The 20,280-nt window shown below is 67.4% G+C and carries 19 protein-coding genes; 7 read left to right on the top strand and 12 right to left on the bottom strand.

Features of this window, described 5'->3' with window-relative positions:
- Positions 1-125 precede the first annotated feature (125 nt).
- A complete protein-coding gene (mobF, locus tag ABC766_RS31930; RefSeq protein ID WP_345822881.1) occupies positions 126-3,986 on the bottom strand; it encodes a MobF family relaxase in 3,861 nt (1,286 codons plus the stop codon).
- Positions 3,987-4,008: 22 nt separating this feature from the next.
- The gene (locus ABC766_RS31925) at positions 4,009-4,308 is read right to left on the bottom strand and encodes a hypothetical protein (RefSeq protein WP_238249171.1); all 300 of its coding nucleotides are present in this window, start codon (positions 4,306-4,308) and stop codon (positions 4,009-4,011) included.
- A 287-nt stretch (positions 4,309-4,595) separates the two neighbouring features.
- On the opposite strand from ABC766_RS31925, the gene ABC766_RS31920 reads away from it, so the two are divergent.
- Genes ABC766_RS31920 through ABC766_RS31910 form a run of 3 tightly spaced genes read left to right on the top strand, consistent with a single transcriptional unit; the run spans position 4,596 to position 6,755 of the window.
- Positions 4,596-5,060, top strand: a complete 465-nt coding sequence (locus ABC766_RS31920) for a hypothetical protein (RefSeq protein WP_238249172.1) — start codon at positions 4,596-4,598, stop codon at positions 5,058-5,060.
- Between the two features lie 40 nt (positions 5,061-5,100).
- Positions 5,101-5,931, top strand: a complete 831-nt coding sequence (locus ABC766_RS31915; protein WP_053611250.1) for a P-loop NTPase — start codon at positions 5,101-5,103, stop codon at positions 5,929-5,931.
- Positions 5,932-5,951: 20 nt separating this feature from the next.
- Positions 5,952-6,755, top strand: coding sequence for a hypothetical protein (locus tag ABC766_RS31910; protein ID WP_053611249.1), 804 nt, complete (start codon positions 5,952-5,954; stop codon positions 6,753-6,755).
- Positions 6,756-6,864: 109 nt separating this feature from the next.
- On the opposite strand, the gene ABC766_RS31905 is transcribed toward ABC766_RS31910, so the two are convergent.
- The 3 genes from ABC766_RS31905 to ABC766_RS31890 all read right to left on the bottom strand — a co-directional run bounded on the left by ABC766_RS31905 (position 6,865) and on the right by ABC766_RS31890 (position 9,522).
- Positions 6,865-7,338: a hypothetical protein gene (locus tag ABC766_RS31905; RefSeq protein ID WP_053611248.1), complete on the bottom strand. Its 474-nt coding sequence runs from the start codon at positions 7,336-7,338 to the stop codon at positions 6,865-6,867.
- A gap of 297 nt (positions 7,339-7,635) precedes the next feature.
- Positions 7,636-8,286, bottom strand: a complete 651-nt coding sequence (locus ABC766_RS31895) for a SprT-like domain-containing protein (RefSeq protein WP_053611247.1) — start codon at positions 8,284-8,286, stop codon at positions 7,636-7,638.
- Positions 8,287-8,706: 420 nt separating this feature from the next.
- Positions 8,707-9,522 (bottom strand): helix-turn-helix domain-containing protein, encoded by an 816-nt coding sequence (locus ABC766_RS31890; protein WP_078947368.1) that lies wholly within the window; start codon positions 9,520-9,522, stop codon positions 8,707-8,709.
- A 713-nt stretch (positions 9,523-10,235) separates the two neighbouring features.
- On the opposite strand from ABC766_RS31890, the gene ABC766_RS31885 reads away from it, so the two are divergent.
- The 3 genes from ABC766_RS31885 (at position 10,236) to ABC766_RS31875 (ending at position 12,710) form a co-directional block, all read left to right on the top strand.
- The gene (locus tag ABC766_RS31885; RefSeq protein ID WP_053611246.1) at positions 10,236-11,534 is read left to right on the top strand and encodes an AlbA family DNA-binding domain-containing protein; all 1,299 of its coding nucleotides are present in this window, start codon (positions 10,236-10,238) and stop codon (positions 11,532-11,534) included.
- Positions 11,535-11,796: 262 nt separating this feature from the next.
- On the top strand, positions 11,797-12,435 hold the full coding sequence (locus ABC766_RS31880) for a ParA family protein (protein ID WP_053611245.1): 639 nt from the start codon (positions 11,797-11,799) through the stop codon (positions 12,433-12,435).
- Positions 12,436-12,479: 44 nt separating this feature from the next.
- On the top strand, positions 12,480-12,710 hold the full coding sequence (locus ABC766_RS31875; RefSeq protein WP_345822877.1) for a hypothetical protein: 231 nt from the start codon (positions 12,480-12,482) through the stop codon (positions 12,708-12,710).
- A gap of 329 nt (positions 12,711-13,039) precedes the next feature.
- Here the strand turns inward: ABC766_RS31875 and ABC766_RS31870 are convergent, their stop codons facing one another.
- The 6 genes from ABC766_RS31870 to ABC766_RS31845 all read right to left on the bottom strand — a co-directional run bounded on the left by ABC766_RS31870 (position 13,040) and on the right by ABC766_RS31845 (position 17,991).
- Positions 13,040-13,474, bottom strand: coding sequence for a type II toxin-antitoxin system PemK/MazF family toxin (locus ABC766_RS31870; protein WP_238250354.1), 435 nt, complete (start codon positions 13,472-13,474; stop codon positions 13,040-13,042).
- A gap of 8 nt (positions 13,475-13,482) precedes the next feature.
- The gene (locus tag ABC766_RS31865) at positions 13,483-13,902 is read right to left on the bottom strand and encodes a toxin-antitoxin system HicB family antitoxin (RefSeq protein WP_345822887.1); all 420 of its coding nucleotides are present in this window, start codon (positions 13,900-13,902) and stop codon (positions 13,483-13,485) included.
- Between the two features lie 106 nt (positions 13,903-14,008).
- A complete protein-coding gene (locus tag ABC766_RS31860) occupies positions 14,009-14,503 on the bottom strand; it encodes a hypothetical protein (RefSeq protein ID WP_345822886.1) in 495 nt (164 codons plus the stop codon).
- A 175-nt stretch (positions 14,504-14,678) separates the two neighbouring features.
- On the bottom strand, positions 14,679-15,650 hold the full coding sequence (locus tag ABC766_RS31855; RefSeq protein ID WP_127993251.1) for an ExeA family protein: 972 nt from the start codon (positions 15,648-15,650) through the stop codon (positions 14,679-14,681).
- Complete coding sequence (locus ABC766_RS31850; protein WP_164891434.1) at positions 15,650-17,296, bottom strand: DDE-type integrase/transposase/recombinase; 1,647 nt, start codon at positions 17,294-17,296, stop codon at positions 15,650-15,652. Before ABC766_RS31850 ends, ABC766_RS31855 begins: the two co-directional genes overlap by 1 nt.
- Before the next feature lie 17 nt (positions 17,297-17,313).
- On the bottom strand, positions 17,314-17,991 hold the full coding sequence (locus tag ABC766_RS31845; RefSeq protein WP_053609013.1) for a recombinase family protein: 678 nt from the start codon (positions 17,989-17,991) through the stop codon (positions 17,314-17,316).
- Between the two features lie 207 nt (positions 17,992-18,198).
- On the opposite strand from ABC766_RS31845, the gene ABC766_RS31840 reads away from it, so the two are divergent.
- Positions 18,199-18,450 (top strand): hypothetical protein, encoded by a 252-nt coding sequence (locus tag ABC766_RS31840; RefSeq protein WP_053609012.1) that lies wholly within the window; start codon positions 18,199-18,201, stop codon positions 18,448-18,450.
- Between the two features lie 640 nt (positions 18,451-19,090).
- On the opposite strand, the gene ABC766_RS31835 is transcribed toward ABC766_RS31840, so the two are convergent.
- A protein-coding gene (locus tag ABC766_RS31835) for an IS3 family transposase (protein ID WP_345822885.1) occupies positions 19,091-20,271 on the bottom strand; the annotation gives its coding sequence in 2 pieces (ribosomal slippage) (positions 19,091-20,010 and positions 20,010-20,271; 1,182 coding nt in all).
- Between the last annotated feature and the right edge of the window lie 9 nt (positions 20,272-20,280).

Genomic DNA, 20,280 nt, shown 5'->3' with positions numbered 1-20,280 from the left:
AATCGCATAAAAACACGTCGTAGTGTAGCACATATTTCGGCATCTGAAAAGTGCATCGTTATGAGCCAAACACAGAATGATCCTTCTCCTGAAATCATTCTGTGGATAATTGGCGAGCCATCGATCTAGCGCCCGCGAGATCCCCGTTCGAGGGAACGCGCACGGGAGACTTGCCTCTTAACCCTATGATCAAGCGCCCGTTGCTCTTCACGTTGCCGCTTGCGGTCCTTTTGATCCAGCAACGGTTCGGCTGGTACGGTATGGCCTCCGCTCGATGAGGGCTCCAGGGGTACGGAACGGCGCAGCGCCAAGCCAGCCTCAGGCGTCTGCACCTCGCGCAAGGCCGCGAGGACGCGCGCCTCAAACGCCTGGGCTGCTCCCTTGTCCTGCCGCTCATCGATCGCGAGATGCACGGCCGCAGCCGGATGCTGGGCGACGATCCGGGTAAGAGCGCTATCGCTCTCCGGGCCATCGTCTCCCAAGACACAGAGCAAGCTACGGTCTGGCAGTTCGTCCTGCTGGTAGAGGCCGAGAGCCTCTCTCTCCGTTCGTCCTACGTAGATCCGCTTTGGTGCGCGGCGGTCACCCAGTTGGATCAGACCCGTTGGGCATGGTGGCATAGAGACTGCCGTTCCGGCTCGATCCTCACGTCCTCGCTCGATCCCGACGACGTGGCCGAGCGGATCCCGGCGCACCAACATCAGCCGACCGCTGGGGTCGAGCAGAAGGTCGGCGGAGAGCCGCTCCACTAACCTCGGGAGCGCGCCATCTACGGCGCCTACGGTGATCCGGACTTGGCGCTTGAGCCCCTGCCACAGGATCGCGGCGAGCCGACGGATCCGGTTCCGCTGCCGCCGGCCATCGGGCGCGAGCGGGATCGTTCGGTCCGCATGTTCAATGCTCGGGGCCGGGTAGGCCGCAAGTGCGTGCAGGCGCTCGTCCATGCGCTGCCTCAGCGCCTGAGCAGCCTGCGATGGCTCACGCTCGGGGGCCGGGGCGATCCCAGCGATGGCTTCCCTCCAAGCTCCTTCGCGCTCCAGGCCCATCCTGCCACCGGACCGCACGGGGACATCACGCGACCGGATCGGCGCTCCGCACCAAGCACGTAGGTCGCCTCCGGCGAAGTCGGCCACGTTGGCTTTGCCGGCGCTGCCTGCGGACTCCGACAGGAAAGCTTGCCGGATCTCGCTGTGGCTGACCGGGGCGAGATCCGGGTGCGCAGCGCCTCGGCTATCTGGCAGCCCGCGCTCTTCCGGCCGGATGCCGGAGCGCGCCGCCTCCAGCCGCTCCCGGATCCGGTCCGTGTCGACGAAGAGCCGCGCCGTCCGGCGATGGCGGGTCATCGCCACGTAGGTCGCCTCCGCCCCTGTGCCGCGCAGGTCGGCCACGAACGACTCATCCACGGTGACGCCCTGGGCCGCGTGCGTACTCATCGCGTAGCTGTGCTGCAGGCGCGGGTCCCGCGCCTCACCCCGCTCGCGGAACCCGACCAGCGCGCTCGCCCGGGCGCTCAACCGCGCCCCATTCTTGGCCAACCTCAACGTCAGCACCGGATCGCCCGGATCACCCGAGAGCGCCTCGACCCGGGCAAGGTCGGCGTTGCGGATCGTCTGGCCCTCGACCTCGACGCTCTCTCCAAAGATGACCTCATCGCCGACCGTCAGCGCCAGCGTCTCGGCCCGGTTTCCGCCGCGTGGGATCGCGGCGATCTCGACCTCCTCCCCCTCAGGCAGCAGCCCGTCGTGCTTGAGCCGGTCGCGGATCCGCGCGTTCAGCTCGCGCACGTCCTTGTTCCAGCCGGTTAGCACAGCCCGCGTCCGCTCCGCTCCCTCGGGGTCGAGGCGGCTCTCGGCGTAGGCGTCGACCAGCGCCGCGATCGTGGCCTCGCGGTCCACCCCCCAGATGACCGCACCGCCGCGGTCGTAGGCTTCGAGCGCGCTCGCGGTCCGGCCGGCGGCGAAGTCCATGCTCGCCGCCCGCATCCAAGCCCCCTCCGCCTCGCTGCGCCCGCGCTGCCGCTGGATCTCGTCCATCCGGCTCGCGCCAAGCGCCCGGACCAGCAGCCTCATCGGCGCGCCCGCCACCACCGGGGCGAGCTGGCGCGTGTCGCCGCTGAGCACCAGTTTCGCCCCGGCCGCGCATGTGGCTTCGACCAGCGCGGCGAGATCCCGCGTGCCGATCATGCCGGCCTCGTCGGCGATCACGGTCGCCCGCGGCCCCAGCGCGATCTCGCCCTTGTCGATCCGGTTGAGGAACCCGGTCACCGCCCGCGCCATCGCTTCAGCCGTGTCCGTGTCGGTCCGGATCACGTCGACCGCCTTCCACGATGGCGCGATCACCCACACCTCGCCACCGCTGGCGCGCACTGCCTCGGCGACGCTGGCCATCGCGTACGACTTGCCCGAGCCGGCGCTGCCCTCGACCACGCTCAGTCCATCGCGGTTCAGCGCGTGTCGTACCGCCGCCCGCTGCTCCGCGCGCAGGCTCGGCCGCTCCGCCAGCACCCGCGTGACCACCGCCTCTGGGACGAAGTCGCGCTCGTCCTGCCTGGCGTAGGCCCGACGCAGCATCCCCTGCTCGGCCTCGATCATCTCCGGGCTCGCGTACACCCGCTCGCCAGCAGCCGAGCGCCCGACCTCGACCACGCCTCCGTCCCGGCGCAGCCGCTCGACCTCTTCCAGGACCGCGTCGGCATCGGCCTCGCATTGCAGAGACTCGGCGATCTGGCGCACGAGCGCACGCTCCTCCACCACCGCCTGCATCGCCAGCGCCTCGGAGAGGCCGGCCTCGGCCAAGTTCTGCAGCCGCTCCGGTGCCGCTCCCGTCCGCTCTTGGCGGATCCCGTCCGTGGCGATCCGCACGCCCTCGAACAGGGCTTCGCGCGCCCAGCCTGCTTGACCCAGCTGACGCTCCCACTCCGCCTCCAGGGTGGCGAGCGGCGTCTCCCGATCCTTGCGCGCCCGGGTGCCGTGGGCGGCCGCCTGCGCCGCGACCCGGTCGTCGGCGGTAGAAAAACCTCGCTCCCGCGCAGCCCGCTCGATCGCCGCCCGCCGCTTCGAGAACAGCTCCAGCACCGGCTCGGCCACCCCGGCAATCTCGAAGTTGCGCCCGGCTCGCACCGCCTCATAGCCCAGCTCCGCCTGAAGGCCGCTCGCCAGCTCGCTCCGGTACAGCGCCGCGATCCCACCGGCGTTCCGGAGGATCGCGCGGTTGTCGAGGCCCCCGGTCGAGCCGTCTAACCGCACGCACAGGTTGAGCAGTACCGCGTGGCTGTGCAACTGTGGGTCCTGCGACCGCGAGGTGAAGTGCCGGTACACCGCCGCACTCACCCCAGCCACCGGCGCCCGGTCCCGGCCCTGCGCCCCGGTCCGGGTCACGATCAGCCCGGCCGCGTGGGCGTAGTCCAGCGCCCGGCGCACCGCCCGGTCGTGCGCCGAGAGGATCCGCGCGCGATCCTCCGGCCCGGCGAAGGCAGCGAGCACGCTCACGCTCTTCGGCGCGGCGAACTGTAGGTCGTAGCCGACGCTGCGCCGGCCGTTCGCCGAGGCCCGCACCAGCGGCTCCAGGCTTCCCGGGTCGCGCCCGGCCGCGAGATCGCGCAGCACCCGCCCGTCGACCTCGACCCCGTCCGGGCAGAGCCGGAACGGATCTCCGAATGGGTCCGGACTTGGGCCTGCCTCTGAGCCGCGCGTCCACCACACCCCGTTGGCCTCGCCCGCGCCGTTGTCGGTATAGTACGCGACCTGGTCGCGGCCCTCGGTATGGCCCCGGCGCAGCGTCGCCAGCGCCCGGTCGAACGCCGCCGCGTAGGCCGTCTCGAATGCCGCGCTGCCCTCCGCTGCGACCTCGGCCGCCGCCTTGCGAGCGTACACCGCAGCCGTATCGTCGAGCGGGGTGTCGGGCGTGCTCAGCCCGGCCTCGCGCCAGATCTGGCGCGCCATCGACTCGTAGTACTCGACGCTGGTGATCCGCGTGCAGGTCATCATCGCTCAGGCCTCGCCTCTGGCCTTAAGCCGAACCGGTATCGTCGCCCGCCCGGGCCTCCGCCCGGTACAGATCGACGATGAAGTCGGAGATCACCCGGATCTGGTCCTCCATGGCCGCGGCGCTCGCCCGGGCCTCGCGGGCGCTCGACGACGCCGCCTCGGTGAGCTCGCCCAGACGGGCTACGATTTCGGACGGGCCGAGCGCGGCTTTGAGCGCCTCCTCGACGAACTGGTACGGCGCGATCCCGCGCGCCCGGGCGGCCGCCTCCACCGCCGCCCACAGGGCCTCGTCCAGGGCGACGCGGACGGGACGGCGGGCCATGCGCGGGCTCCGGACAGCGGGGCTATGAGATCTGGCAACAGCTTAGCCGCAAGCCAGGCCGCCGCCCAGCACCATCGGTGCGTGATGTGTCTCCGTTTCGAGTTGTAGGGCCGTACTTATCCACAGGCAGGTCCGAGGCAGGCCCAGTCCATCGCCGCCGTAAGCTCGGCCATGGTATCATGCCATCGCTTCAGAATGACGGGTCCAAGCGGTTCGCAGACTCGCGCGGGCACGGCCGTTATCCGCGAAGTGGCGGTGCTGCGAACCGCCGGTGACATGACCATGGCATGGCGCGAGGCTTGATGGCGATGAGCGAGGCCGCCGAACCCGATCCTCACGAGGCGCTGCGCACCTTCCTGCGCGAGCAGGTTAGGCTCGCCCCGAGCCGCAAGCCCTCCGGCTACGCCTCGGTCAAGGCCGTGCTCCCGGAGATCAAGGCGCTCAAGGCCAGGTGCCGGACCGACGCCGAGATCCAGGAGTTCCTCGCCCTCAAGGGGGTCAGGCTCAGCCTCGCCACCCTGCGCCAGTACATCGGCAGCGCCGCGCGCGAGCTCGCCGGCCACAGGCCCGTGCGACGGCGCGGCAAGCCCGCCTCGCAGCCAGCCGCCGAGACCCAGCGGGCGCCCGCGCCACACCGACCCGCTCCGGTGGCGCAGTCGGCGGTCGCCGCACCCGACCCGCTGCCGGCGCGGGGACACGCGCCGGCCTCGCACCCGGTCGTCGGGCACCGGCTCAGCACCAAGCACTTGTAGCCCTGCGAGCGGCCCAGAAGCATCGGATCGGAAGGACACCATGGCACGGGCACAGCAGACGCGCACGCCGACCACCTCGCGGCAGAAGCGCGTCGTCCTGATCACCTCGGAGAAGGGCGGGGTCGGCAAGAGCGTCACCGCCCGCACCCTGGTCGAGTACCTGCGCGGGGGCGGCACCCGCGTCGCCGCCTACGACGCCGATGGCGGCGTCGGCTCGCTCCTGCGGGTCATGGGCACCCGCGACGAGGCCGGCGAGCTCCGGGAGGAGCAGGATCCGAGCATCGGTGTCGGGTATTACAACATCCGTGCCGACGACCAGCGCGCCACCTTGCTCAACTGCGTCGCCTCCGGCGAGCCGCTCATCGTCCACGACCTCGCCGGCGGCAGCCTCGCCGACCTCGCCCGGATCTCCGACATGGGCGAGGGCCTCGACGACCTGCTCGCCGCGTTCAACGGCCAGGGCTACCGCCCGGTCGTCCTGCACCTGATCTCCTCGGAGGTCGCCGCGACCCAGTCGGTCGACCGCTGGATCGAGCTCGCCGGCGACAGGGTCGACCACGTCGCGATCCGCAACACCCGTTGGGGCAAGGCCGAGGCCGACTTCCCGTTCTGGCACGGCTACGTCGACGGCAATGGCGAGAAGCGCGGCGGCAACGTCCGCCGCCGCCTGCTCGAGGAGCTCGGCGGCCTGGAGATCAGCCTTCCGCCCCTGCCCGCCGGGACCTTCGCCAAGATCGACGCCGATGCCCTGCCCTTCGCGGTCGCCGCCGCCGCGCCGCGCCTGACCATCGCCGAGCGCTCGCACGTGGCGCGCTACCTGCGCGAGTCGGCGGTCGCCTTCGAGCAGCTGCGCCCGCTCCTCGGCCTCTGAGCGTCTGGGGCTAGGCCGCGATGCACCCCGACGCCAAGCTCAACTTCGACCGGGCCGCCCAAGCCCTGGGCCTCGATCCGGCGACCCGGGATCTGGCCTGGCGGCGGATGATGGACATCGGCCTGACGCCCGACGATCCCACCGTCGTGTATCTCGCGGTCGGCGGATTGCTGGAGCAGGCCGCCAAAACCATCCCGGAGGCGATCAACGCGGTGCCCGAGCGGGTCGAGCGGGCCGCGGCCCGGGCGGTCGGTCCGGTGGCGCAGGCCGCCACCGCCCGGGTCGAGGCCGCCCACGCCGCGCTCGCCGAGCGGACCGGCGCGGCGGTGGCGGAGGCCGCGGCTGGTCACTTCACCGAGCTGGAGCGCTCCCGTGCACGCAAGGTCGGCCTCTGGGCGGCCGCGATCGTCCTGGCCAGCGGCATCCTGTGCGGCGGCGCGGGCTACTGGCTCGGGCGCAGGGACACGCTCGGCCTGGATGCCAAGTGGGCGGGCCTGACCCAGCGCCCCGACGGCTCGGCGTGGCTCGCCCTGGTCGCGGCCAACCCCGACCTGCGCAGCCAGATGAGCCAGTCCTGCACCCCGTCGCAGCTCAAGCTGGATGCCGTGTCGAACCGGCGGTACTGCGAACTCCCGCTCTGGACCGAGGGCACGGTCGCGCCGATCGGCGGTATTCCCGCGGTAATCTACCTGAGCTTGCGCGACGGGCTCATCGCCTGGGGCCCAGCTTGGCTCATGCTCGGAGCTGGGCTGGCGGCCCTTGTCACCCGTCGCCTGCTGCGCCGGGTGTTCGCGTGGCGGCCGGTGGCCTGGCTGTTGGATTGAACGCGGGCGTGGCGCTCGCGACGACTCCCGGACAATCGCCTCTGAGCAGACGCCTGATGAACGCGCGACACCCTGAGGCCACGAGCGGATCGAAGACGGGCGGAGGCTCCTACAGGGGAGGAACTCTGTTGGCGAAGTCGTCCTCGAAATCGTCCTCCGTGAAGACCGCGTAAGCGAGCGCCGGGTGTTGCTTGACTACGCAACCGGTCGCGTCGCGCAGGTGCACGACTCCGTCGATGAGCACCGGCCACCACCAGCGCAGGCCTGTGGCGAGGTGCGCTTCCACCGCGGCGACCCCTCCGGGTCGCTCAGCCAGATCCCGTAGCGCCAGGTCCGACCCGAGATGCACCAGGGCAGCCGGAGCGCGCACCAACTCCGGCGGACGCCCCGGGATGAGTGAAGCGACCTCAAGGAAAGGACGACCTGGCCGGAGCAGGCTCTCGTCACCGGTGACGAGCGCGAGGTCGGCGTCGATCATGGCGTGGTCGGTGGCGGTATCCTCGACGGCGCTCAGCAAGGCGTCGTTCGAGAGATCCCGGCGCACCGTGATCTGGTCTGGGGCGGTCATCGTCACGAACCACATGGCTGATACCTTCTCGTGTCGAACTCTGTACAAAAGCGGTCCTGGCCAGGACCGCGGCCTCCGCCGTCGTGAACTCGGCAGTTGCGGTGGGCGGCACCCGGCCCGTGGCAGCCCAGGGGCGTCTCCGCTCCATCGAGGCGTCCGTACGCGGGCGGTTCTGAGCATCCTGGGGTTTGTCCTGCGATCCTATCACCTCACAGACCTCGTCATCACAGGCCTCGGAACGTCCCTCAATCCGATTTCCTCAGCGGCGCGTCGTCGATAGATCGTACGAAACAAAAATGATGTGTTTGCCCGTCACTGCCGCTGTATCTCCATCGATCGGTGGCAGGCGTCGCAGGCGAGCCGAGCGCCGGGTTTGGCCCAGGCGTTCATTCCACAGCCCGGGCACGTGTACCGGGTCTTGCTCGCCGCCTTCCGCTCCCGAGCCTCGCGCTCGGCCTCATCCCACAGCTCGACGTAGGGCACGCTGAAGCCCAGCTCTGCGACGAGTTCCGTGCAGGCGCGTGCGAACCGGCCGCCCGGCTCGATGCAGTGATCCATCTGCTGCCCGGTCTGCTTGCCGCCCGGCTCGCCCGTCGCGGTCGGGATCAGCCCGACCGCGCGCATCATCCGCGCCCATTCCCGGTTGTGGTAACCGGGTCGGGACGGCGTGCCGAAGTGCTGCTGCTCCAGGTGGACCATCTCGTGGACCAGGGTGGCCAGCGTCGCCTCGGTCGAGCGCTCGGCAAAGTAGCTGGGGTTGAGCGCGATCTCGTCGGTGATCTCGACGCCATCGCGCGTAGTGAAGCGGCGTCCGGCGAAGTAGCCGTAGGTCTTGGATTTGCGCTGCATGGTGATCAGGCACGCAGGCAGCCGGCCGGTGAACAGCCGGGCATTGAAGAACGCGTAGGCGTCGGTCAGCCCGGAATAGGTCCGGGTGGTCGGGTCGGTCAGCAGCTCGGCCATATCGTACGAAACAATACGCCTTCACCGATTAATGCCCATTGGTAGATAGATCGTACGAAACAAATAAAACTGGTTTGACGGCACGACCCCGGTCGATCTCTCGTTGACCGAGGCCGTTCGGGCGGATCAGGGGCGGTGGCGAGTACGCCGCTCGACATAGGGCTGCCATGCGTCATGTTCGGCTTGGAGGACCTCGATGTGGGCGTGCAGCCGCCCCGGCATCGCTGGCAGTCTTCAGCAACAAGTCCTGACCGGTGGCGCGTTATCCACGCAGCCCAGCGGTCTCGGTGGCGGGAGCGAGGAGCAGCGCGGGCGCATCATCGCCCATCCGGTTCCTACGTCTCGAATCCGAGCGGGCGCGTCTACGCGCGTGAACTCGCGGCCTCAAACGCGTTCGTCAGACCGTCCGGGCTCAGACCCTCAGCGCATGGCTCTGGCCGTTCTACCACCCGCTCGGATTCTCGGAGGCGCCGCTCGGTTGAGGTCGCCCGCTGCCTCTCGGCAGCTTTTTAAGGGTTCCGTTTTCCTCGATTCTGACAGGACTATAACTTCAGTAGGCGTGCGGTTCGGGGAATTGCACCCTCCCGCCTTGGCCATACCGGGACGCGCAGGAACTAAGGCGGAATGGATCCTGCGAGCCAGACGCAGCCAGGCGGTCCACTCGGGCGCGACAATGCGGACGATGTTGGTGTCGTTGCGAAAGCCGGTGATGCGCCGTTCCTCGACGGTGACCAGCCCGAGCTTCCTGGCCTCGCGGATGGCGTTGCGCACGGTGGTCTCGGCCACCCCGACGATCGCAGCCGCGTGGCCGACTGCCAGCCGGCAATCACCTCGGCGGGCAGTCTCGGCCGCTATCAGCGCCAGCACCGCCTGCTCGGCCAGGGTGAACCGCGCTGCCAGCCCCGGCGGCAGTCGCCCGGAGGCTGCCCAGCGGCGGCGACGTTCCATCGAGGCATCCGAGCGCGGGCGCGAACCTACCGACCGCCTTGCGCTTCCTGGAAGAGCTTGGGGGGTATCTACATCCCTAGCCGGCTGCGGCTCTGCCGGGCTCGGCGACTGCCCGATGCAGGCTACCTTTCCGTTCAGCGTACGCGCCTCGATCAAGGCAGAGAGGCACTCGGCCTCGACCTCGGTGATCTGCCCGTCCCCGAACGCGCGCCAGAGTTGGGCCGTCACCTGCGGCAGTGTGATTCGGCTCGCCGCCTCGATGGCGCGGCGGATCCTGTCTGCAAACATCCCTCTTGGGCCCTTGTCGGGCCACGACAGGTCGTTCCGGCCGTCGGTTAGGGCGTCCGGTCCACAGGCAAAGCCTCACCGTTGCGAAAGTTGGCGCTTTCGCTTGACGCCTGGGGGCGTCTCATGGCTTGTGAGGGGCATCAACGCCGGTCCTCACAGGCCACCACGATTTTGACGGCCCTCCAGTTTGGCGACTGGGGGGCCGTTGGCCTTTCAGGGGTCGACTTGCGGCGGCGTGATCTCCTGATGAGCCCGGCGACTCGCGCGAAGCGACGCGGTGCCGGACAGCGCATGTCGGCTGGCGCGCACAGTTAAGTCAACGCTGAGGCTTGGTTCGGCTCGCTGAACGCTACGATTAGGCCACTGTGGCCGGAGCGAGTCTGTCGCAAATGCAAATGGGCTGAGGTTCACGGGTCGCTAGCCATAGCCGACCAGCGTGCCGCTCCTTGCTCGGATCCGGCCCATGATCCTCAGCGCCCTCGTACTCAAACTGACGCGAGAAGCTTGCGGCTATCACCTCGGCCACATTGGCTCGGTCTCCGGCCCCTTTCGTCCGCAGGCTGGGCACCGCGGCCGCAGCCCCGCATCCCGGACAGTCAGACGTGGTCTTGATTACTACCTTGGCGCAGGATGGACCCACCGACGGCAACACATTGAGTGCAGGGATCTATGACGGCACCTTGCCGAGCGCGACATTGCTAGGGGGTTGGTAGGTGACGTTACGCAGGATCCTTGAGGCGCCAATCGCCGATCTCACGTTTGCGGACATTGAGGCCCTGATCCGCGAGGAGGCCGAGGAGGGGCTACGCCTCGAACTCAAGCGTAGCCTGCCCGCCAACGACCGCGACGGCGATCCATGGATGAAGGGTGCGAAGAGGTTCTCCAACCCGGCTCGCGACGGGTTGGCGAAGGAAATCGTTGCGCTGGCCAATGCCTACGGCGGTGCCGTTGTCGTCGGGATCGACGAAACCGACGATCACCCGAAACGCGCTCGTGGACCGGATCCGGTGCTGATCCCCCGAATTGCCGCTTGTGCCGAGCAGATGCAGCAAGCGCTCGACAACCTCATCGACCCGCCGCTCGCCGTATTCGAAGTGCGTGGCATAGAGCAGCCTGGCGGTGATGGGGAAGGTGTCCTCATCATCCGCACCGGCTCATCGACCCGGGCACCGCACGGTCATGGCCGACCGCCTCTCGCCTACATGCGGCGCGGATCGCGCTCGGAGCCCATGACGATGCGCGACCTGCAGAGCGTCCTATTCGAGACCCGTACGCGTGGGGAACGGGTCTCGGCCTTGCTCGACGAGCGGCAACGCGTCCTGGCCGAGATGGTGAGGAGGGGGCCGGGTTCGATCACGGTACACCAAAGCCAACCATTCGTCGGCCGCGAAGCCGTCTGGTTCCGCTGCACGCTCGTTGCCACGGAAGATCTTCACCTGCGCGCGGATGATCTCAGCCGTAAGGCTGCCTTCATCCGCCCTCGGCCTGCCGGCCCCACCGCGTTCGGGGAGGGCGGGTTCGTCGATAGTTGGCGGCCCAGGCTCGGCGGTGTCGAAAACTTCGATAGCACCAGTCGGCAGTTCGGGAGGTGGTTCATCGGCGATCATGGCATCGTTGACGCATACGGGTTCGTGGCGCTCGACAAGTTCCACGGCGTCGAGCGCGTCTTCCCGCCGGAACTCTTCCCGCCGGTCGCTCTGCAAGTGATTGCCCTTGGTGAGCGGCTGCGTCGGTTGGCTAGGAGGCCCGAGGTTGAACTCGCCATCGAGTGCGAGTTCCTTGTCTACGGTCTCGCCAACGCCATGCCGATCGGACACGCATTCGCGGATGAGGTCCCGGTAACAGAAGGCGCAACCCGCATAGGCCCTTACTCCCTGGGCAACTTCGAGGACTGGCAGGCCACCTTCGCGCAGCTTGAGCGGGGGATCTGGCATGGTCTCGGTCTACCGATCCGGAAGCTGGTCACTTTCGAGTTGGAACGATGGTTGGCTGAAACCCATCCTGGACTGTAGGGCTGCCCCATCGCCCCGCCTTGATCCAGTGAGGGGCAACCCGCACGACAACGTGTTGCGGCGGTGGAACTGGTAAGCACGCGATCTCGGTGAGGCGATACCATGACACCGAGGTGCAATGGTGCGAAGGCATCATCGTGCTATGGTACCGTGATGCTTTAGTGCGGAAAGACCATTGTGCAACGGTGCGTTAACGCCAAGGTGTGAGAGCGCCGAGGTGCAGCGGTGCGCCGGCATCGTCGTGCGGAGGTATCATGGTGTTATGGTGCAGGTAATCGCTGTCGTGGGTCGTAAGGGCGGGATCGGCAAGACGACCCTATCGGTCCACCTCGCCGGCGAGCTCGCCGCCAGAGGGCGCCGTATCCACTTGGTCGACGCGGATCCGCAGGGCTCGGCCGCTCAATGGGCGGCTCCAGGCAACCTCCGGCTCCCGGTCAAGCACTTGCCGGTCACGGTGGAAAACCTCAAGCCTTGGGTGGGGCAGGTGAGGAAGCTGGCGGCCGAGATCCTGATCCTCGACTGCCCGCCTCACTTGGACGCCGCGCTCGGCGCCGCCCTCGGCCTGGCCGACTTAGCCCTTCTGCCGTGTGGCCCGTCCGGCCTCGACATGATGGCGATGGGCGAGGTGTTAGCCGTGGTCAGACAGGCCCGTGCGCACCGCGCCGGCAAGCCCGCCGCGTTGATCATCCCGAACCGGGTTGATCGTCGGACATCGGAGGGGCGCGAGATCGTGGACGAACTCGGCAAGCTCGGCGAACCCGTGGGCCCAGCGCTGGCGTACCGGTCGGCCTTCGTGCGGGCGTTCAACACCGGCGATACGGTGGGTGCCTTCGCGCCCGGCTCGCTGGCCGACAGCGAGGTGAAGGCGGTAGCGGACGCGATCGAAAGGGCGACGGCGTGAGTGCGAAAAAGATGGGATCTGGCCTTGGGGCGCGGATGGCAGCGGTGGCGCCTATCAGCGCGGTGGCGGCGGGTTTTGCTGCCGCGACGGGCAGCGACCTGCCGACGGCTGACGACAGACCCGAGACGTCGGCCAAAGCGGAGGTGGTCGCGCTGAACATCCGCCTGCCGAAGACTCTACACCGCACCCTGCGGGAGATCGCCTTCAAAGACGAGACTAGCATCAACGCTATCCTGATCCAGGCTGCGGAGGAGTGGCTCGCCAAGGCGAAGTGAAACCATAATGCTTTCGCACCACAGTACCACCGCACCACGATGCTATGATCCTACGGTGCGGAGGTACTGAAGCACCTTGGTAGCAGAGCGCGATCAGCGACTTGCCCCGACACTTTCCACCATGCGGCGCCCGAGGATGCCGCGCCGATGGCCAGGATGGTCGGCGGGTCCCTGAACGAGAAAGGCCCCACCGGATCGCTCCAGCGGGGCCTTCTCATGAAGCCGGCGAACTCTACCCGCTGGGCGAATGCCGGCTCCCAAAGCCCCTTTCGGGGACCAGCTCAATGTAGCGTTACATGGCGTAACGTTCAACATGGCGCTGCGGCTGATCAGAGTCCGAACGCAGCCCGCAACCCGGCCTCGATGCGGGTCATGTCGGCCCCGCTCACGAAGTCCCCGCGGTACCCCCGTCCGGCGATCACACGATCAAGCCGGGCGTGTGAGACGAGCGTGACCGAAGCGCACTTCGCCCAGGACGCTTTCGGGAGGCTGGGGTAGGCCCGGGCCTCGAACGGCACGTCCCACGGGTCCTCGGATCGCGGCGGCGTCGCGCTGAAGGGCACGACGAGGCAGACCCCGGGACCTGTCCCATGCCTATGATTGAGCGGAGCGGGCGAGACGACGACGACCTGTCGGATCTTCCACATTTCGGGGGCCACCCCGACTGGCGGCGCTGAGAGAGGGAAGGTAAGCGGGTCGGCGGGGTCCGGTCCGAAGTCGCACATCAGGATCCCGCCGCGGCGAGGCGTGAAGGTGATCGCCATGGCTCGCCTCAGCGGCTCTGCGACTGTGCGTTGGCGCAGGTTTCGAGGCAGCGCATGATCCAAGCGTTGAGGGATTGCTTGTTGGCAGCCGCGAGGCCTTCGATGCGCGTCTTCAAGCTGTCCGGAATGCGGACGGTTATGCGACTATCTTGCTCGCCAGCTTCAGGCTGTTCGCCAAACAGCTTTTCCACCTCATCGACGAAGTTGTTGTTCTCAAGCCAAGTCTTGGCATCCTGCGGCTCAAGAGGCTTTATATTCTCGTAAGCGTCGCCCTGCGGGGTTTCCCCACCGTAGTGAGTGAAGAAGGCGCCGTGCCGAGTTTGATATAGGGTTGTGAATACCTCTGGCCAATCCTCATCCCATGGCGCGTCCGCGACTTTAGTCGCGGTCTCAGTGTTGTATGTCTTACCATCAATGATCCGTTTCATGGCGCCCTCCGGGCCATCGCCCACTCAGCTGGCGTCACGTAAAGTCACTAGACGCCATGTGTCAATGGTCAGTTGGTGCCATCTGATGGGTTTGGGTTGGCGTCATCTAACTCGGACCTGCAGGTTCGCCCGCAGCGATGCCTTCCAGCATCTGATAGGTCTCGGCAATGATATGGCTTGCCAGGGCGTAGCCTGGGCCGGGGTCATACTCGATGACGATGCTATGGCCGCCGAACGGACGCCCAAAGTTGTAGGTGCCGAACGAGGTCGGCTTCGATCCGAGGGCATCGGGACTGCGCAGGAGTCGGGCGAGCGACTTGCGCCGCGGGTGGGAGAGTTCGCCATGCTTGAGGGAGGCGGCGGCATCCCGCAGGACTCGGTAACTCGGCGAGGTCGCGGCTAGCGCCTCGCAGTAGTCGTCATCCCTCTTGTACTCGGCGATGCCTGCCTTGTCGGCAGCCTTGCCGTGGGCGTGGATCATCCCGACCAGCGCGTCGAGGGTCAGGATCGCGTTGACGATTGCCCGTATGTCGTTGGGGTCGGTCAACGCAGCGGCCACGTTAGATTTGACCACTTCGGTGAGGAACGCTTCCGGCGTCACGGTTAACTGTAGCGGCGCGCAATCGAACTGTGGCGGAGGCGCAATCGAGGGCGTTTTCCGGCGCACGATCGGTGAGACTGGAGACGGTCTCCGACGCACATTCCGTGAGACTGGGCGCACGATCGGTGAGACCGACGCGAGATCATCCGAGCCGACGCACGCTGCGTGAGACGGATCAGGTCGGCAGGCCGGCGGCCCGCATCTCGTCCAGGAGTTCGGCGGCCCGGGCCGCTTCGAGTTCGCCGCGGAGGAGCCGTCGGACCTCGCCGGGCTTGGCGTCGAACTGCTCGGCCAGACTGCGAAGGTCGTAGCCGTTCCGCGTCAGCCGGGGCTCCAACTCGTCGAGCTGGCGCGATAGCACAGCATCGATCATGTCGGCATCGACCGGCTTGGCCCCGATCTCGAAGGCGGCTTCGAAGGCGCGCACGAGATGCTGCCCGATCTGGAGCGGCGTCTTCAGCTTGGCGGCGAGCAAGGTGGCGGCGCCGTCGGTCAGTACGTCGGCCTGCGCGATGCCATCCTGGAGCGAGGCCTTCATCACCCAGTCGATATAGTCGCGTTGCCGATCACGCAGCCCTCCGAACTCGAACACCGTCGTGCGGTCGCCGATTTCCTCCATCTTGGGACGCCGCAGGTCGTTCTTCAGCTTGGGATGGCCGATCAGCACGATCGAGAGCTGCCCTCCGCCCTCCGCCACCAGCTCGATGAGGCGCTTGAGCGCCGTCAGCGTCTTGGGGTGGAGGTCGTGCGCGTCGTCGATGAAGAGCGCCACGGGCTTCCTGGCGCGCCGGAACAGCTCCTGCAGGTCTCGCTCGCGGCGTTCCGACTGGCTGGAGATCGTCACCGTCTTTTCCGGCGACAGGTCATAGAACAAGGCAGCCAGCAGGAGCGGCACGGTGATCTTGGCCTTGTCGACCGACAGCGAGCGCGACACGATCACCCGGCCTTCTCGCTCGAGGTCGGCACGCAGGCGGCGCGACAGCAGTGTCTTGCCCGAGCCGATGACGGCCGTGACAGCGATCAGGCGACCACCCGCGATGGCGGCGCGGATATCGCGGGCGACCTGGGTATGGTGCTCTGTCTCGAAGAAGCCGACGTCGGTCGGCGGTCGCAACAGGTCGTAGAAGCGCATCACTTCGGTGAGCATCAGCCGACGCCTCCCCTCTGCCCGGGCGGGAAGCGCTCTCGGACGGCGGCCAGGACCTCGGGACGGGCCAAGGTCCGCGCCAGCAAGGCGTCGATGAAGGCGCGATCCTCAGCCGGGAGGGTGGCGAGGGGCAGCCTGATGGCCTCGGCGATGGCGCGCCGGGCGACGAGCAGATTGGCGAAGCTCAGCTGTCCGAATGGGTCGGGATCGCGGAAGGGACGCACCGGGACGGACAGAGGCGGTCGCGCCTCGGCCATGACGACGTCGGCCTCGCCCGACAGCGCCGCACGCGGCAGCGCGAGCCGGCGCGCCAGGTCCTCGACCCGCTCGGCCTTGACCTCACGCCTGGATTTGCGGTGCTTGCGATAGCGATGCAGCGGGATCGGGCCTCCGACCGGAAGAAAGGGGCCGGACCGCCGATCCTCGCATTCCACCCAGAGTTCCTGGTCGAAGAGGCCCCACCACACCACGACCGTCTCGCCGGCGAACTCGGGATCGATCTCGTAGGTCACGCCGGCGATCGTCATCCGGCAGTCGAGCGCCACGACCCGTCGTTCCGGTTCCCGGGCAAAGGCGCAGAACCGATCCCAGCCGCACATCTCCCGCAGACCGTCGTCGGGCAGGTGCGCCAGCCAGTCCTCGATACGGCTGTGCGGTTCGATGCGATGATCGCCACGGTTGTAGCTGTCGATGAAGCGCGCCAGCCACCGATTGGCCTCCGCCTCCGTCTCGGGCCGGTGGAAGTGGTACAGGGTCTCGTGGGCCTCCTTCACGGTGCGGAAGGGCCGCTCGACCTTGCCCTTGGAGCGTGCCGTGGTGCGCCGACCATCCGACCCGGCCGGCCTGTGCGTCGTCACCGCGACACCCAAGCTCTCCATCACGCGTCCGAACACAGCCGACTTCGCGACCGGGCCGTTGTCGAGGTAGAGAGCCGCCGGAATGCCGCCGAACGGGCTCCCGTTCTCGTCGGTCTCCTTGCGGGCCATGGCGTTGAACAGGAAGCGCAGCGCGCTCTCGACGTCCTCGCCGTAGACGCACCGATATTCCTGGTAGGCGACGCCGGAGCGGTCGTCGACGACGCTGAACAGCATCAGCATGGGCGCGCCCGAGCGGTCATGATCGAGCCAGGGCGGAACTTCGATCTGCTTGAGATCCGAGGGGCTCATGTCGAAGTGCCAGAGCGCGTTGGCTTGCGCGGCCTGGAAGCGGACGGCGGGCGGCTCGCGGACCATGCGGGCATGATCGTAGCCGAGACGCCGCAGGTGTCGGTTGAGGGTGGATGCGGTCAGGCGGCCTGGTGCCAGCTTCATGAAGCCATCGGGCGTGTCGACCCCGTGCTCGACAAGCAGGCCGAGGATACGCACCGTCGACAGGTGGCGGCCCTTGCGGTTCGTGGTGCGGACCTTCATGGCCGCGACGATCTCGCACCAGCGTTCGATCTCGGAGGCCGACATCGACCTCGGCCGCCCCTGGTCGGCGCGGTGAGCGGCATGGGGGCGACGTCCGCCACGCAGCAGGCGGTACAAGGTCGCCCGGCTGACGGCATAAAGCGCGGCGGTCGACCGGATCAGGGTGGTCCGTTCCGGATGACGGGCGGGGAGTGCGGCAAGCCGCTGCCGGAGGGTCACCAGGGCCTCGGTCGGCACGGCGCCCCCGGCCGGCATCACGCCAGACCGGTCTGGCTGGATGGTGAAGGTGCGCTCGGCTTCGCACCCTTGCGGATCGTGGCCGCGCCGTCCAGCAGCACCTGCCCGGCCGCCTTGGGTGTGCCGTCGCCGTTCACATAGGCGTAGAGTGTCGTGGTGGTGACGCCGAGGCGTTTGGCGACGTCCGCCGCGACAGCCTTCGGGTCGGCCATGGCGGCCATGGCCATGGTCAGCGTTGCATGGTCCATCTTGCGTGGCCGCCCGCCCATGCGCCCACGGGCCCGGGCCGCGGCGAGCCCCGCCGTCGTGCGCTCGGTGATGAGCGCCCGCTCGAACTCGGCGAAGGCCGCGAAGATGCCGAAGGCGAGACGGCCGTTGGCGGTGGTGGTGTCGATCTGCGCTCCGGCCCCGGCCAGAACCTTGAGGCCGACGCCACGAAGGCGGAGGTCCTCGGCCGTGGTGACGAGATGCCGAAGGTCGCGGCCAAGACGATCGAGCTTCCACAACACCAGGGTGTTACCCGGCTGAAGGGCTTTCAGGCAGGCCAGCAAGCCGGGGCGGGCATCATGCCGGCCGGAGGCGAGATCCTGGTAGATGCGTTCATCGGCGACGCCGGCGGCGAGAAGCGCGTCGCGTTGCGGAGCGAGCGTCTGGCTGCCGTCGCTCTTCGAGACCCGGACGTAGCCGATCAGCATGAGCTCCCCGAGGCCGCCAGGAAAGATACTGTCCATCCTGCAATCTCGCGCTCATTTCCGCAACGAGTTTTCTGACGCTCCCCGAGCTTTGTTCAGCGGCACCCGAGCCTCACAAGAAAACCGGCCGTTTTCCTTGTCGTCGTGGTGCGTGAGGCGCTACGGCCAGGGGCCGGATGAACGGCGCCTGGTCCGGAAAAGAGATCGCCCATGTTCGCCATTCTCCGACAAGCCGGCGGCCGGCGGTATGAGGTGGACTTCGAAGACGATCCCGTCCTGCTCGATGTCGCCATGAGCGCGACCACGATCCAGATCACGATGACCGCAACCGAGGATCGCGATCCCGAGAAGAACCGCTTCGTGACCGTCACGGTCCCACGTGAGGCGTTGATCGCCGCCCTGGCGGCTGCCGGCAGCACGGCCAAGTCAGGCAACAGGAAGGGACCTACACGCGTCGGATAACAGGCTCATCTTGCCTGCCGACCTGATCCGTCTCACGCAGCGTGCGTCGGCTCGGATGATCTCGCGTCGGTCTCACCGATCGTGCGCCCAGTCTCACGGAATGTGCGTCGGAGACCGTCTCCAGTCTCACCGATCGTGCGCCGGAAAACGCCCTCGATTGCGCCTCCGCCACAGTTCGATTGCGCGCCGCTACAGTTAACCGGGATCGACGTGCCGTACCTCGGCACGGATGGGACTGCGCGGCCCCGCCTTCCGTAAGCCGACGGCGGCCCTAATCGTGTGCGGCTTGCCATAGGTCACAGTCACAGGGTTCCTGAGTGTTTGAGGTAAGGCATCGGTCACGACGCGACACACACGTGTTGAGGAGGTAAGCGGGTATCGCGAGTTCGATCCTCTGGCGATCAGTCAAGACAGTTATTGGGGCATTTACCGACGTCACGCGCACCGAGAAAGGCCTGAATAGTCCGATGACGTCACTGCATATGTCGTCGGACCGACCATTTTTCCCGATACCGCCCGCCATTCGCATAAGGGCGGCTTACGGAACGTCGTGCAGCAATTCCAATGCAGCGGATGGGTGGCCATCGCTCATTCTATACAGCACGGTGATCGGCCCCCACGTAGTGGTCCAAGCGTAAAGTTAGTGCGCGGTAGGTCGCTCCACCACGGGTAGCTTGGCCGGCGGAGCTGGTCGGGCGAGCGCAGCCGGCCAAGCGGAGAAGGCTGGCATGAACACCTCCGGTGCCGGCGGCCTGTATCCCAGTGAGGCGTGCGGGCGTACGGTGTTGTAGTGACGTCTCCAGCTTTCGATGACGATCTGCGCCTCCTTGAGTGTGTAGAAGATCTCGCCGTTGAGCAATTCATCGCGAAGCCGCGCGTTGAAGCTTTCGACGTAGCCATTTTCCCAAGGTGAGCCAGGAGTGATGTAGGCAGTCTTGCTGCCGACGCCTGTGATCCAAGTTTGGACAGTCTTCGCGACGAACTCCGGCCCGTTATCCGAACGGATATGGCCCGGTACGCCACGCAGGATAAAAAGGTCCGAGAGCATGTCGATCACGTCGGCCGCCTTGAGCTTGCGAGCGACCCGGATCGCCAAGCATTCATGTGTGAACTCGTCGACGACGTTGAGCATCCGGATCTTACGTCCGTCATGTGTGCGTGCCTCGACGAAGTCGTACGACCACACGTAATTGCGGTACTCCGGGCGAAGACGGATGCAGGAGCCGTCGTTGTCCCAGATCCGCCCTCGCTTGGGCTGCTTGGCCGGGACCTTCAGGCCCTCGCGCCGCCAGATCCGCTCGACGCGCTTGTCGTTGACGAACCAACCCGCCGCCTTCAGCAACGCGCTGATCTTGCGGTAGCCGTAGCGACCGTACCGCTCCGCCAGCGCGATGAGATCAGCCGTCAGCGCCTCCTCGTCGTCGCGGCCCCGCGGCGCCTTGCGCTGTGTCGAGCGATGCTGACCGAGCGCCCGGCAGGCGCGGCGCTCGGAGACGTCCATCGTCAGCATGATGTGCTCGACACAGGCGCGTCGGCGCGCGGGGCTCAGAAGTTTCCCCGGGACGCCTCCTGAAGGATCAGCTTGTCCAACGTCAGATCGGCAATCGCTCTCCTGAGACGCTGGTTCTCCGTCTCAAGATCCTTCATCCGCTTCACTTGATCCGACTTGAGGCTGCCGTACTCCTTGCGCCAACGATAGTAGGTCACTTCGGTCACGCCGATCGCCCTGATCGAAGCGGCGACGCTTTGTCCTTGTGAGACCAGCACGTCGACCTGACGCAGCTTGCTCACGATCTCCTCGGGCTTGGGTCGTTGGGCCATCGGTTCCGT

It is taken from the genome of Methylobacterium fujisawaense, from assembly GCF_039619325.1.
Classification (GTDB): Bacteria; Pseudomonadota; Alphaproteobacteria; order Rhizobiales; family Beijerinckiaceae; genus Methylobacterium; species Methylobacterium fujisawaense.
This window is presented reverse-complemented; position numbering and strand designations above follow the sequence as displayed.